This is a genomic window from Leuconostoc rapi, from assembly GCF_016908715.1.
Taxonomy (GTDB): Bacteria; Bacillota; Bacilli; order Lactobacillales; family Lactobacillaceae; genus Leuconostoc; species Leuconostoc rapi.
This window is the reverse complement of record NZ_JAFBEK010000003.1, coordinates 227348-241129: the sequence shown is the minus strand read 5'-3', so window position 1 is coordinate 241129 and position 13782 is coordinate 227348. Positions and strand designations below refer to the sequence as shown.

Sequence of the window (13782 nt, the reverse complement as noted above, 5' to 3'; positions counted from 1 at the left end):
AAAAACTCAATGGTCTGTCGCCGATTCGATATCGGCAACTCACCACTGAGTCTGTTAATTAATTTTATTTTGTCCAACTATTGGGGTTCACTTCACTTAGGTTATGTTTTTTTACTTTGATGATGTTTTATAAAATCGACGATTATCTAATCCAAAAATACGGTCAGAAAAAGTATTATCCATTGTTTTATCTAAAGCAACGGACATCATTTGGATACTTGCATCCATTTCGTCCAGTTGGTGTAACACCTCTGCCTCCATAACGGCAGGTCGAACTGGTGAACCATATTCTAATAAACCATGATGTGATAAAATCACATGACGAATAAGAATCATCTCTTCAGATTGTAAATCAAAGTGCAGCTCATGAGCTGCCAAGACAATTTGTTCATCAATTAAAGTGATATGTCCGATTAAATTACCTGCAGTCGTATATTGCGTGCCAACTGGACCAGACAACTCAATCGTTTTTCCTAAGTCATGTAAAAGCGCGCCTGCTATTAGTAACTCTTTATTAAGTTGTGGGTATTCGCTTGCCACGTTTTGAGCTAATTTCGCAATGGATAACGAATGGTACGCTAACCCACCAGCAAACGCATGGTGATTAGATTTAGCAGCAGGGTAACGCAAAAACTGATCATGATATGTAGAAAATAGCTTTCGTACGAGTCGATTCCATGTTGGATTGGTAATCATTAATATGAAATCACTAAGTTCATCACTCATTTGCTCTTCTTTGATTGGCGCATGAACCATAAAATCAGCTGGATTATCGGGTTCTCCTGCACTAGATAAACGTATGCTAGTTATTTGAACCTGAGGCTTGTCTTGATATGCACCACGGACGCCTTGCAACCGTACAATTTTTCCAGGTAATAATGTTTTAATTTGTTCATCTGTTGCATCCCACAGGTTACCAGGTAAATCGCCAGAGCGATCGGAGAAAACTAAACTAAGGTAGGTTTTTCCTGTTTTCGTCAAACGAATATCGGCACTCTTAAGTACCGCAAAAGAATCAATGTGTTCAGTATCTTGATACTCCGTTAATAGTTTTGTCATAAGATTCCCTCTCTTTATAATCTTATCATATTCATTTTTTCGACATGTAAATCTGACGTCGTAAAATAAAAAATTTGTTGTTGCTTGGCGTTTTCTTGTAAGATGGTCAACATGATTTGTCGACGTGGTGCATCGAAATTAACAAAACCATCATCAATCAGTAATGGCAAAGAAATAATGTCTGAAATGACATCACTAAGTGCTAACCTCAGAGCAGTATAAAGCTGCTCTTGTGTACCCGTAGACAACTCTATCACATTAAATTGTTGACCTTTTTGGTTAACAACCACTAAGTCTTCTTTTACAAAATTAATTGCGACATACTGACCACCAGTTAATTTTTCAAAATAAATCATAGCCATTTTTGACATTTTCGGAAATCTATTTTGAGAGGCTAACTGCAAGGCGTGATTAATCCATTTAACAACCATTTTTTCAACTAAATAATCACCAAATTGATCAATTAAAACTGTTCTTTCATCGGCCAGATCTTGTTGTTGTCTTAAAAAGGCATCATCACTTGTTCGCTGCTTTTGTTGTGCTTGTAAATTAGATAGTTTTGTTTGAATGTTTAGCGTTTCCTGCTGTTTTTTTTCTAATTCTTGCTGTGTTAGCAACGTCTGTTTCCGCAAATCATTGTCATTTTTGATTTGACGTAATTGGACTAATTTTTCAGAATCAATTTGCTTCATCAGGTCATCGTAACGTTGTTTTTTCCGTAAATAATCAATATTTTCTAATTTTAAACGATCGATATCTTCTTCATTCGTCACATGATACTTTTGCAAAATGTTTTGTCGTGTTTCAAGCTGTTGTGCCAATTGCGTTTGATGTTGCTTAATATCAGTTAACCGTTGTTGGTTTTCCTGTGATGCCAACAATGTTTTATTTTGGTAACGTAACTGTTCTTGATCATTTCGACGGTTAAGATGTCCAATTAAAGCCTCAAAATCATCTGATTGCATCGTTACCTGAAATCTTTGGGCAATTGGTTCAAGTTGTAAAATGAGCTGATCCTTGTTTTTTAAAATAGCTGTTTCTAGTCTCGTCAATTGTTGTTGTTGTTCAGGTGCTTCACTGATGGCCCCCTGTACTGATTGAATGTCCAATAATGACATTTCACCATACCGTGATTGAATACGGTGCAGTTGTTTTTGACGTGACTGAAATAAATAATAAGCATAAAACCCCATCAATATGGCAATGATAACTAATGGTTTTATTGTCAAGAAGGCAATGATGCCAATAATAATAGCAACCACCGCAATGGGTAAAGCGACATCCTTATTATTGATTATCTTTCGTTCATCAGCTGTTAATGGGGCTGGCAGTTGCTTTTGAAAGAATTTATTCTGGAGATGTTGCAATTTTGTTAACAGCGTGGCACGATCAGCCACTATATTTTTCAAATAACGCGCTTTAACCTGCAAGGCAGATAACTCTGATGACAGATCATCATTCTCGTTCCTACTCACTTTTGTTGGTGTTTGAATTGCCTCATCAAGTTGTGCTAATTTTTCGTGATGCATATCAGAAATAACGGCTACACGTTGCAAAGTGGCGATATCCGCATCTGAGACAATGACACGATTAATATCAAGTTGTTCTTTTAATGCCAATGCACTTTGGTACAGTTGATATTGTTGGGCCAAAATATGTAAATCCTGAATTTTATGTGTCAGTCGCTGAACAGTTGCTTGACTTTGAAGGAGACTCTCAGCATACTCAGAAACTTGCTTTTCAGCTAACACATAAGCCGTCACTTCGTTTCCTTTAGTAGCTAAACTATCAGCGTGCATCTGATATTGCTTAGAAGCTAAGTTCAACGGTCTTTTGCCTGTTGTCCTTTGTGCAAATTGTTTATCGGCATGTTTTTCAATATCTTTTGTCACTTCGAGCCAGTCTTCGCTGCCAACGGCGCCAATATTTAACAACAATTTTTGTAAATCAATTGCCTTCAATTGCGATACTTTTGCTAAGTCTTGCTGACTAAAATTAAAAATGTGATCGAACATCTCTCGAGTGAGTGGTGCCAGATGTTCTGATAACCACTTTTCTGGATCAACCACACTTATTTGATTTGAAAGATACGTGATTGATAGTTCAGACTGTGTACGCCCTAGTCGCGTAATCCGGACAACTGTACCATCGAAATCAGCTACTAAACTTCCCCCATACTGACTGCCATCCTTTGGATCATAGACGTTTGTATGACCCTTTTTTGTGGGGAATCCAAATAACATTCCCACAATGAATGCGCGTAAAGTTGATTTACCAGATTCGTTGTGTCCAACAATAACTTGAAAATCATCTGTAAAATCGAATTGTTGCTGTGACAAACGTCCAAATCCACTAATAACTACCTGTTTTATTTTCATCATCGGTTACACCCTTCTGGCCTGTATCAACTGTTGCATTTTAGCGCGCAATAATTCATCTCCTTCAGGACTCATAAAATAATCACGAATAACCATTGGTGCTTGATTTGATAAATCATTTGATATATTAAAATCTGACAATATTGTTTCATATGCTTTTTGCCAATATTTTTGGTCAATATTATCTTTGACCAGCATTGTCGACAATTTTTGTTGTATACGTAAACTAACTACCCATAATTTTTGAGGTAACTGAGCACGAAGCTTTTCAATGGTAATACCACTAGCAATTCGTTGACTAGTCGCGTCGTCTAAATGTGATAGAATTTCCACTGATAAAAATGTCATCTGATCTACATGATAAGCTACAATTTGACTAATAATATCAGACTCATTTTTAACGTCTTCTAGTGTCACCTGTTCCCAAATTATCGCTGCTGCTTTGCGAAATTTTGGCACCAATGTGTGATTTTCTGACTCAACTAAATAATATCCCTTAGTACCAACCTCTTTTCGGTTAAGCCCCTGTAAATCACCAGAATAACCAATAAACGGCGTTTGGTTTAGTGTTTGGCGGACATGAATGTGCCCTAGTGCCCAATAGTCATAATTTTTAGCTAACATGTCGCTCAAAGTAAAGGGTGCGTAAGGATCCCCGTCTACACCAAGCGCACCGTGATACAAACCAATATGATAATCAGCTAACGTTGTTTTTAGCGGGAATGCTGCTATCACTTTTTGATTTTGACGTGGCGTTTGATAACTAAAACCTGTCAATGCAACTTTTTCACCTGTTTTTAGCGTTAAATAAATTGTTTCGACTGTTTGATTAAAAACATGCACATTAGGCGGCCAAGGTAAATGTTGTTGTTTATCCGCTTGGAAATCATGATTTCCAAAACTTAAATATACTGGTATCTTGGCAGTATTTAAGCGATCAAATTGTTGGCTTACAATATCTTGTATTTTAGGACTACTGACAGTCGTACTGTATAAATCGCCTGGCATCACTAAAAAATCAACCTTTTGTGTCACGGCATCATTAATCAAATTTTTAAAAGCTGTCAAAGTCGATTGTTGTACAATCGTTTTCAAGTCTTCAGGTAATTGCTGATCTAACCCAATAAACGGATTGCCAAGATGAATATCTGCTGCATGAATAAATTTCATAGCTACCTCTTTTTGAACAAATGTTCGCTTAGTTTAATTATACGAAATTTTAATCTGGTTCTCAACTTGTGAAAACCCTTACATTTGTGCTATTATATAAGTAGCTTATTAAGGAGAGTAAAATGGCACAATATAAAATTTTATTTGGTACGTATACTAAACGTATTTCACAAGGACTATACGAAGCTGAACTAGATACTGAATCACAGCAACTTCAAAACCCAACATTTATCGGCGAATTGACAAATCCCACTTACTTGGCTTTGTCTCAAGCAAATAAAATCTACGCTGTTGAAAATAGAGATGGTCATGGTGGCCTTGTAACACTTGATAATTCAGTACGCCCCCTGGCTGAAATTGATGCGCAATTAAGTGAGGGATCAGCACCAGCCTATATTGGCATTGATGAAAAACGACAATTGGTTTTCGCCGGTTACTACCATCGTGGTACTGTTGAATCTTACAAAATTCGCGATGATGGTAATTTAACGTTAGTTGATACATGGCAAAATAATGGCTCTGGCCCCCGACCTGAACAAAGTTCATCACATGTTCACTTTGCTAACTTAACACCAGATAACCGCTTGGTTGCAGTTGATCTCGGTACAGATGAAATTATCACATTCGATGTTGCTGATACGGGGAAATTGACAGAAGCAACGCGCTTTCATACAGAGGAAGGATTTGGTCCACGCCATATTCGTTTTTCACCAGACGGTCAATACGCTTATGCACTCGGTGAATTGTCTAGCTTACTGAGTGTTTTGAAATATAACGATGAAGACGGGTCGTTTGAACATGTTATGACCGCTTCTACCATCCCAAGTGATTGGACACAGCACAATGGTTCAGCTGCATTACGATTAAGTAACGACGGTAAATTTATTTACGCTTCAAATCGTGGTCACAATTCAATTGCGGTCTTTAAAATTGTTAATGAAGGTGCAGAGATAGAACGTATTCAATTAATTAGTACTGAAGGCGCCTTTCCTCGTGATATGAATTGGAATGATAAGCAAAACTTTTTAGTCGTTGCCAATCAAGATACAGATAACGTTTCATTATATGCTCGTGATAATCAATCAGGTGAATTATCGCTCTTACAAAAAGATTTTACGATTCCTGAAGGCGTGCGTGTCCTTTTCGAAAATTAATAACCAAATAAAACATTTTGCGACCATATTAACTTGTCAACAAGTTAATATGGTCGCATTTTTTAACCTTTTATATTAATTTTTTATAAATTTTACCGATTTCAAGGGCAATAATATGATGCCCTTCTTCATTTGGATGTAAACCATCTGGCATATATTTTGCTCGAAATACTGAGTTGCTGGGTGTAAACAGACTGCTACGCATTAAATCGACGCAAGGAATATTCAAATCCACACAGGCCTTTTTTACCGCTGCCATATAATCGTGTAAATTATATCCCAATTTATTGTGTGTAAGATCAGTTCGCCTGACAACACTCCCCCACACTGGTGTTTGATAAGTCGTTGTTAAAACAATAATCTTAGCTTGACTATTTAACCGTCGTAATTGTAATACAGTCTGGTAAAAAGCACCTAAATAGGACTGTTTAGCGGTATCGTGTTTGTTGCCAATTGTGATGTTGGCAAGCCAATCATCATCCGTACTTTGAAAAATATATAAATCACATTTATTTAAACGTGTCGCTTGTTGAAAAATACTTTTAACGCCATTATCGGTTAGATGTGCGCCAGAAATAGCAAGATTTTGTACATTCGCCCCTGTCACTTTTTGAATATAATGGCCATAATTAATTGTAGACTTCAAGCCGAAGGAAACACTGTCACCGATAATTCCAATCCGTTTTAGTTTTGCATGCTTAAAATACCGTTTTAAATGATGATCGACAACTATTGGACGGTTGTAACTTTTAGTATAATTTTTTAATTTTAATATTTTTAAACGTAATACGATTTGTTTTAAAATTTTTTTAGTTATTAACCTAAAATCTAACATGTCACATGTCTTTCATATATTTATAGTCGCATTATTATATCATAAATGTAACATGAAATAAAAACCGCCGTCAGACTTAACTAACTAGCGGTAAATTTATGAATGACTATGTACGTCAACCCCTGGAATATATTTCAATTTAGATAAAAGAAATATGGTGATCGTAAAATCACAAGGTCAACTATTAAATTATAGCATTTATTACTATGAATGTATAGCTTGTTTGTGTTAGTCTAAAAACATGGACTGACAAAAAGAATAAATGGTTAGAGCAATATAACTACATTCTCAAAAAATAATATGATCCATGCCACATTTTATAGGCATATACGTGCCAAACGTTCACGTTAAAAAGTTTGGGAGAATAAAATATATGTTCAAATTATTGAAAAAAACATTGTCGGTATCCGTTCTATCAGGTGCCTTTGGTATTTTAAGCGTTGACAATATTTTTGCAGATAAAAGTTATCGGGACGCTAGCCTAACAACTACTGCAACACAGCATCCAATTCGGTTTAGCAAGTCTAAGCAATTACTATTGAAAGACAATGATGGTCAGCATCGTGCTACTGATGCCCATATTCAACTCTCATACACTGAAAAGCCAACTGCAAAACGTGTACAACGTTTAGAATATGATCCTGCAGGTTGGCATAATTATCGTTTCAAGTACGAAAAAAGTAACGGTAAAATTAGCAAAGAATGGTTGTTCAATCGAGGCCATCTTGTCGGTTATCAGTTTAGTGGCTTGAATGATGAAGCAAAAAACTTAGTCCCTGAAACAGCCTATTTAAACGCTGGTGCGCTAAAAAATACGAATTTTTCAAATAAGACGAGTATGCTTTATTATGAAAAACACCTTGCAAATTGGTTGAAAAAAAATAAAAGTTATCGACTTGACTACTAAGTAACACCAATGTATCACCATAGCGAACTGTTACCAAGACAAATTCGTTTAGCTTATGTTGGTTATAAAAACAATGGTGAAAAAGTTAGAATCAACTTACATTCCTACCGCGAAGAAAAAGGGAGCGATGATGCGACAGTTGTTTATATCAATAATGATAGCCCCAATGCAATTATTGATTACTCAAACGGTACAGCAAAAAACACATTAAATAAAGCAAAGACATTAAAAGAAGATAAGGAAACAGCCGATAAAGCAAGTTCGGAGGCAGCAGTCAAATCCTCAGCTGAAAGCGTTGCTCGTGAATCATCTACACGTGCAGCATCAATTACTGCGTCATCAGTGGCTGAATCACGTGCAAAAGAAACAGCCAGTGCAGCTGCACAACAGCAACAAGAACAAAATCAGTCTGTTGTGGTGCCAGATGCTACACCAGTTACCGCAGATGGGACTGTGAATAGTACAGATGGTTATAAATGGGCTATTCAAGACGGATTTAATTGGCAAACAAGAAAAGGCCATTCAACGCGCATTGCGCCAGGTGGTTCCTTACCTGCTGGTTTCCATTGGCAAGTTCAATAAAATAATTAATGCCCTTTCGGGCGTACATATACGTGTTCTGAATCACGTTAACAGCATGATTGGTGAATCGGCTGGTGCCATGATATTATCTCCAGATATCACATACGTCAAGACAATGGATGACCTCAAACCAGCCCCCAATCTGGAAGCATACACAGGTTTAGGTGTCACTCATTTCAGTACCCTACCACACTATCTCGATGCTCCATTCGCAAATGAGACTAGTGATATCTTCAAAAGTTATCATGAAACAATTAATTTTATCCCAATAAATAATCAAGAAACCATCACTATTTTAAATGATGAATTAATGAAACTTTAGGAGGACTTTTATGAATAGATTTTATTGGCAACCGTTATAGGTGCGGTATTTGGTTTTTTTCTAATCACGTATTCATGCCACTGCCACTAGGCTTTCTTATCAGAGTTTCAGTTTTTGAAAGAATAAACAGGAAAAAGTAACAATCACTGTAAAAACGACATGTGCTCACAGAGTGCAATATATATCAGATTACCATGCATTATTGGACGAAGTAGCTCATCAAGAAGCCGATAAGGTAAAAAACATTTGGGGATAATCTATCCTTAAGTATCCAGTGTTTACGTGATTAGGTTCAGAAAACAACAGGTTGGCTCCAACTTGGCTACACTTGTCCTGTTCTGCAACGTTTTATAACGTAACACAAAATAAAAAACCATTGATATATCAACGGTTTTGTACATAATTTTACGTGAGAACACTTGTTCGTAAGGAGCTAGCGGGATTTGAACCCGCACACCGCCAAAAGCGGCTCGACGGATTTCGAGTCCGTTGCAGTACCAGATTGTGCCATAGCTCCATAACAGAAAACCTCACAGGATTTTCTACATATTAATTAATTTGTTGATGCCTTACGGCGCTTAGCTGCCTTTTCACGTTCTGCAGTATTTAAAATTGCCTTACGAATACGAACGTTTTCAGGTGTTACCTCAACATACTCATCATCATTCAAGAATTCCAAAGAAGCTTCCAAATTCATAAGACGTGGTGTCTTAATAGATGATGTTTGATCCTTGTTCGAAGAACGAACGTTTGATTGTGGCTTTAACTTCGTAACATTGACTGAAATATCATTGTCACGCGCATTCATACCAACAATCATACCTTCATAAACTTCAACACCAGCGCCAACAAACATTTGTCCACGGTCTTCAACACCCATGATTGCATAGTTAGTTGTTGTTCCTTGGTTGATTGAAACTAGTGCGCCATTTCGACGTCCTGGTTCCCAGTTACGGACTACTGGACGATATTCAGCATACGTGTGGTTGAAAATACCATACCCCCGGGTTGCTGACATGAATTCTGTTGAGTAACCAATCAAGCCACGCGAAGGTGCCATATAAGTCAAACGTGTTTGACCATTACCAACAGCTTCCATGTTAATCATTTCACCCTTACGTTGGTTCAAAGAATCAATAACAGTTGATGAATACTCATCAGGTGTGTCAATTTGAACTGATTCGTATGGCTCTGATTGTACGCCATCAATCTCACGATAGATAACCTGAGGACGTGATGCTTGTAATTCAAAGCCTTCACGACGCATTGTTTCAATCAAAATTGACAAATGTAATTCACCACGACCTGATACTAACCATGCACCAGCTTGGCCTGTATCTTCAACACGCAATGACACATCAGTATGCAATTCACGACGTAAACGATCTTCAATTTGGCGAGCAGTAACAAACTTACCTTCTTTACCTGCAAAAGGACTGTCATTTTGACGGAAAGTCATTTGCAAGGTTGGCTCATCAATACGCAAAATTGGTAATGGATCTGGATGTGCTGGGTCGGCCACTGTCTCACCAACTGAAATATCTTCCATTCCAGAAACGGCAATCAAATCACCTGCTTTAGCTTCTTGAATATCAACTTGATCCAACCCGATAAATCCGGCTAGCTTAGTGACACGGAAGTTTTGTGTTGTACCATCAAGTTTCAACACTTCAACGTTATCACCAATCTTAATGGTTCCTCGCTTTACACGACCAATACCAATACGGCCTACGAAGTCATTATAGTCTAACATTGCAACTTGGAACTGTAAAGGCTCGTCTGAATTGTCAATTGGTGATGGAATCGTATTGAAAACAGCATCAAAAATTGGCTTCATTGTATGCTCTTGATCTTCAACAACAGGAGACAATGATGACGTACCATTCATTGCTGAAGCAAAAATAACTGGGAAATCTAAGCCTTCATCATCGGCGCCTAGCTCAATGAACAAATCCAAAACTTCATCAACAACTTCTTCAGGACGTGCACCTGGACGGTCAACTTTGTTAACAATCACAATTGGGGTCAAGTGTTGTTCAAACGCCTTTTTCAATACGAAACGTGTTTGTGGCATTGTACCTTCAAAGGCGTCAACAACCAACAACACACCATCAACCATTCCCATGATACGTTCAACTTCACCACCGAAATCCGCGTGACCAGGTGTATCAAGAATGTTAATCTGCTTGTCGCCAACCTTAACGGCTGTGTTCTTTGACAAGATAGTGATTCCACGTTCTTTTTCAATATCATTTGTATCCATTGCACGATCACCCAATTCCTTGCGTGAGTCCAATGTATCTGATTGCTTCAATAGTTCATTAACCAACGTCGTCTTTCCGTGATCGACGTGGGCGATGATAGCGATGTTACGAATATCTTCGCGATTTGCCAATTTCCTAGTGCTCCTTTAATTTAATGCTACTTATCTCATAGTAAAAGCTAGGGTCTGTTGTACCCTAGCTTTTATGCAACGTTAAAATATCACGATGCGCGCGATTTGTAGCCACTAATACTATGTTAGATGATAACATATCTAGTGGCTGTCCGTCAATATCTGAAACAGATAAACCTAATGTTTTTGCTAAAACCTGCCCTGCAGCAAAATCCCAAGGCATCATTTTTGATGAATATCCAACCGCTTGCCCTAAGATAACTCTTATAAAGGATGGTCCAGCGGCACCAATAACACGATAACCCAAAGCTGATTTTGCAATCTTGTCATAGCCAAACATGCCATATAACAATCGGGCACCACTCAAAAGCACAATACCCTCACTCAAAGTATCATTAACTGGATTGTCCAACCTTAATTGATTAGCAAAAACGCCAAGTTGCGGCCCGCCGTGATAGACAACATTATTAACAACATCCAAAATCCAACCTAGCACTGGTTCATTATCAACGTAGAGCGCGATCATGATAGCAAAATTAGCACGCTCCTTCACAAAGTTCATTGTGCCATCAATTGGATCGACGAACCAGACATTACCATTCATGTCCCGCTGCTGATCGCCAAACCCCTCTTCACTGACAATACTGGCTTCGGAATCAAAGGCGCGAATTTTAGCATTAATCATGCGTTCATTATCTTTATCTACATTCGTCACCAAATCTCTGGCATCATGTTTCGTGTCAACTTCGAGTTGCTGCTGCATTGCAATCAAAGTTTTTATTCTTAATTTATCTAACCATAACAAGACTGTTTGATCAATGTCTTGAATCTCAAACTGACTTAACGTCATGCTCGTACCTTATCTCTTATCGTTTTCTGAGCTAACTGCATCGTTTTGTAAATACTGTAGCCTGTTTGCTGTTCAAAATCTCTATCAAATTGTTTCTGTTCACTTTTAGCTGGCATGACTTCCCGAAACATGTCAAACCGTTCTAATAAAATGCGCTTTGATATGCCAGTCTCGTAGACAGCCAAAACACCATCAATTAAATTTGATACTTTAACAATATCTTCAACTGTCCAATTACTATCAATTGGTAATGTATAATTTTCACTCATACATCTATTTTAACATGTTGTACAGTTTGATATACTAGTAAAGAGGTAAAAAAACATGACAATTAGGTTTACAATGGATAAAATTACGCGTGACGGCAATCCAGTTTTACGTCAAATTGCACAACCAGTGCCTTTCCCTTTAAGTGAAGAGCATGCACAACTAGCAAAAGATATGATGACATATCTCGTTATTTCGCAAGATGCAACACAAAACGAATCCTATGATCTTCGACCTGGTGTTGGTCTAGCGGCACCGCAAGTCGGCTACTCTTTACAGATTGCAGCCGTTTTAGTCCCATCATTGGATCCTCATGAATCTGATGATGAACCCTATTTTAAAGGTACCATATTTAACCCTACAATTATTTCTGAGTCAGTTAAACGTGGTGCTTTAGATGTCGGTGAAGGTTGTTTATCCGTTGATGAAGATGTACCGGGATTTGTTCCTCGAGCAAATCATGTCACAGTACGTTATCAAGATGAACAAGGCACCGTAAAAACCATTAAATTACGAGATTACCCAGCAATTGTCTTTCAGCATGAAATTGATCATTTGCACGGTCATCTATATTATGATCATATCGATCTCAAAGCCCCTTGGCAAGTTGATGATGATACCAAATATATTGAATAAAAAAAGAACCAGAAGGTTCTTTTTTTGTCCTCATGGCCTTTTAAATAGCGTATTTAATGCGTTATTAAATGATACCGCGGTACTTTTGCTATGGTCTAGTTTTTGTGTTAATTCCTTCATCCAAAAAGAGCAAATAATTGACTAGTTTAAATTGCCAAAATAATTTTAAGTCAGTGAATATTCATTGACTGTATGCCATAATCAAAGAAATGACAAAATGTTATTTTGTCATTTATTTGATTATAATTTATCAAAGAAACTTTTCTTTTTTGTACCATCCATTGATTCTTGAAATGCTTCCAGAGCTTTCTTTTGATCTCTATTGAGTTTTGTTGGAACATCCAACTTAACAATAACATATTGATCGCCATTGCCTGTTCCTCGTAAGCGCGGTGCACCTTTACCACGTAGACGGAAACGTGTACCAGTTTGTGTACCGGCTGGTATTTTCAAGTTAACAACGCCGTGTACAGATTTAACTTGAATCTCAGCACCCAAAGTAGCATCGACGAAATCAATCTTTTGCTCTAGATAAATATCAGCGCCATCTCGTTCAAAACCATCTTTAGAGGGGGATACTTGAAATACAACAAACAAATCGCCGCGAGGACCACCATTAGCACCCTCCTCACCTTGTTCGGCTAAACGCATTTGTTGGCCAGTTTCCACACCAGCAGGCACTGTTACTTTAATTTCATGAGCACCATCCCCACGGTTAAACTTGATTGTTTCTTCTTTACCAAATACAGCTTCTTCAAAGCTTAAGCGCATACGATATTGTAAATCTTGTCCCTTTCGTGGACGATTAGGGTCAAAACCACCACCAAACATTTGACTAAAAATATCACCAAGATCAGAAAAATCACCAAAACCGCCTTGTTGTTGGTATCCACCAAAGCCGCCTTGTCCGCCAAAACCACCGTTGGCACCAGCTGGGCCAAATTGATCATACTGCGCACGTTTTTGCTCATCACCCAATGTTTCAAAAGCTTCCTGAACTTCTTTATACTTTTCTTCAGCACCAGCCTCATGGTTTAAATCTGGGTGATATTTTTTGGCTAATTTACGGTATGCTTTTTTAATTTCATCTTGACTAGCATTTTTTTCTATGCCAAGACGGTCATAGTATTCAGTATTATTCACTTACCTACTCCTCATCATATTATGTACACAAACCGCACTCGACAGAATGCGGTTCGCTTTTTATTCATTAGTTACAATCTAATA

13 protein-coding genes and 1 tRNA gene are annotated in these 13782 nt (G+C 37.7%); 5 read left to right on the top strand and 9 right to left on the bottom strand.

Features of this window, described 5'->3' with window-relative positions:
- Positions 1-111 precede the first annotated feature (111 nt).
- The 3 genes from JOD28_RS04975 to JOD28_RS04965 are packed head-to-tail and all read right to left on the bottom strand — an operon-like array spanning position 112 to position 4607.
- Positions 112-1059 (bottom strand): 3'-5' exoribonuclease YhaM family protein, encoded by a 948-nt coding sequence (locus JOD28_RS04975; protein WP_204769761.1) that lies wholly within the window; start codon positions 1057-1059, stop codon positions 112-114.
- Between the two features lie 14 nt (positions 1060-1073).
- Positions 1074-3440 (bottom strand): ATP-binding protein, encoded by a 2367-nt coding sequence (locus tag JOD28_RS04970; protein ID WP_204769760.1) that lies wholly within the window; start codon positions 3438-3440, stop codon positions 1074-1076.
- 3 nt (positions 3441-3443) lie between these two features.
- Positions 3444-4607, bottom strand: coding sequence for a DNA repair exonuclease (locus tag JOD28_RS04965; RefSeq protein WP_204769759.1), 1164 nt, complete (start codon positions 4605-4607; stop codon positions 3444-3446).
- A gap of 122 nt (positions 4608-4729) precedes the next feature.
- Here JOD28_RS04965 and JOD28_RS04960 point away from each other — a divergent pair, with 122 nt between their 5' ends.
- Positions 4730-5761: a lactonase family protein gene (locus tag JOD28_RS04960; protein ID WP_204769758.1), complete on the top strand. Its 1032-nt coding sequence runs from the start codon at positions 4730-4732 to the stop codon at positions 5759-5761.
- 70 nt (positions 5762-5831) lie between these two features.
- Here the strand turns inward: JOD28_RS04960 and JOD28_RS04955 are convergent, their stop codons facing one another.
- Positions 5832-6596 carry an SGNH/GDSL hydrolase family protein gene (locus JOD28_RS04955; RefSeq protein WP_204769757.1) on the bottom strand — a complete coding sequence of 255 codons (765 nt, stop codon included), beginning with the start codon at positions 6594-6596 and terminating at the stop codon, positions 5832-5834.
- Positions 6597-6969: 373 nt separating this feature from the next.
- Here JOD28_RS04955 and JOD28_RS09760 point away from each other — a divergent pair, with 373 nt between their 5' ends.
- Genes JOD28_RS09760 through JOD28_RS04945 form a run of 3 tightly spaced genes read left to right on the top strand, consistent with a single transcriptional unit; the run spans position 6970 to position 8407 of the window.
- Positions 6970-7503 carry a DNA/RNA non-specific endonuclease gene (locus JOD28_RS09760; protein ID WP_239531097.1) on the top strand — a complete coding sequence of 178 codons (534 nt, stop codon included), beginning with the start codon at positions 6970-6972 and terminating at the stop codon, positions 7501-7503.
- A 9-nt stretch (positions 7504-7512) separates the two neighbouring features.
- A complete protein-coding gene (locus tag JOD28_RS09755) occupies positions 7513-8085 on the top strand; it encodes a hypothetical protein (RefSeq protein WP_239531095.1) in 573 nt (190 codons plus the stop codon).
- 55 nt (positions 8086-8140) lie between these two features.
- The gene (locus JOD28_RS04945) at positions 8141-8407 is read left to right on the top strand and encodes a Type 1 glutamine amidotransferase-like domain-containing protein (RefSeq protein ID WP_239531093.1); all 267 of its coding nucleotides are present in this window, start codon (positions 8141-8143) and stop codon (positions 8405-8407) included.
- Positions 8408-8835: 428 nt separating this feature from the next.
- Here JOD28_RS04945 and JOD28_RS04940 read toward each other — a convergent pair.
- From JOD28_RS04940 to JOD28_RS04925, 4 genes are all read right to left on the bottom strand, one after another.
- Positions 8836-8924, bottom strand: a tRNA-Ser gene (locus JOD28_RS04940).
- Between the two features lie 36 nt (positions 8925-8960).
- The gene (gene typA / locus JOD28_RS04935) at positions 8961-10802 is read right to left on the bottom strand and encodes a translational GTPase TypA (RefSeq protein WP_204769756.1); all 1842 of its coding nucleotides are present in this window, start codon (positions 10800-10802) and stop codon (positions 8961-8963) included.
- 64 nt (positions 10803-10866) lie between these two features.
- Positions 10867-11652: an inositol monophosphatase family protein gene (locus tag JOD28_RS04930; protein ID WP_204769755.1), complete on the bottom strand. Its 786-nt coding sequence runs from the start codon at positions 11650-11652 to the stop codon at positions 10867-10869.
- The gene (locus tag JOD28_RS04925; RefSeq protein ID WP_204769754.1) at positions 11649-11921 is read right to left on the bottom strand and encodes a UPF0223 family protein; all 273 of its coding nucleotides are present in this window, start codon (positions 11919-11921) and stop codon (positions 11649-11651) included. The genes JOD28_RS04930 and JOD28_RS04925 overlap by 4 nt, the downstream gene beginning before the upstream one ends.
- A gap of 55 nt (positions 11922-11976) precedes the next feature.
- Here JOD28_RS04925 and def point away from each other — a divergent pair, with 55 nt between their 5' ends.
- Positions 11977-12555 carry a peptide deformylase gene (gene def / locus JOD28_RS04920; RefSeq protein ID WP_204769753.1) on the top strand — a complete coding sequence of 193 codons (579 nt, stop codon included), beginning with the start codon at positions 11977-11979 and terminating at the stop codon, positions 12553-12555.
- A 240-nt stretch (positions 12556-12795) separates the two neighbouring features.
- Here the strand turns inward: def and JOD28_RS04915 are convergent, their stop codons facing one another.
- Positions 12796-13698, bottom strand: coding sequence for a DnaJ C-terminal domain-containing protein (locus tag JOD28_RS04915; protein ID WP_204769752.1), 903 nt, complete (start codon positions 13696-13698; stop codon positions 12796-12798).
- Between the last annotated feature and the right edge of the window lie 84 nt (positions 13699-13782).

What these genes read in the sequence shown, in the direction of transcription:
- JOD28_RS09760 (WP_239531097.1), top strand. Translation starts at nt 6,970, where the DNA reads ATGTTCAAATTATTGAAAAAAACATTGTCGGTATCCGTTCTATCAGGT.
- JOD28_RS04960 (WP_204769758.1), top strand. Translation starts at nt 4,730, where the DNA reads ATGGCACAATATAAAATTTTATTTGGTACGTATACTAAACGTATTTCA.
- def (WP_204769753.1), top strand. Translation starts at nt 11,977, where the DNA reads ATGACAATTAGGTTTACAATGGATAAAATTACGCGTGACGGCAATCCA.
- JOD28_RS09755 (WP_239531095.1), top strand. Translation starts at nt 7,513, where the DNA reads ATGTATCACCATAGCGAACTGTTACCAAGACAAATTCGTTTAGCTTAT.
- JOD28_RS04970 (WP_204769760.1), bottom strand. Translation starts at nt 3,440, where the DNA reads ATGATGAAAATAAAACAGGTAGTTATTAGTGGATTTGGACGTTTGTCA.
- JOD28_RS04975 (WP_204769761.1), bottom strand. Translation starts at nt 1,059, where the DNA reads ATGACAAAACTATTAACGGAGTATCAAGATACTGAACACATTGATTCT.
- JOD28_RS04965 (WP_204769759.1), bottom strand. Translation starts at nt 4,607, where the DNA reads ATGAAATTTATTCATGCAGCAGATATTCATCTTGGCAATCCGTTTATT.
- JOD28_RS04955 (WP_204769757.1), bottom strand. Translation starts at nt 6,596, where the DNA reads ATGTTAGATTTTAGGTTAATAACTAAAAAAATTTTAAAACAAATCGTA.
- JOD28_RS04945 (WP_239531093.1), top strand. Translation starts at nt 8,141, where the DNA reads ATGATTGGTGAATCGGCTGGTGCCATGATATTATCTCCAGATATCACA.
- JOD28_RS04925 (WP_204769754.1), bottom strand. Translation starts at nt 11,921, where the DNA reads ATGAGTGAAAATTATACATTACCAATTGATAGTAATTGGACAGTTGAA.
- JOD28_RS04930 (WP_204769755.1), bottom strand. Translation starts at nt 11,652, where the DNA reads ATGACGTTAAGTCAGTTTGAGATTCAAGACATTGATCAAACAGTCTTG.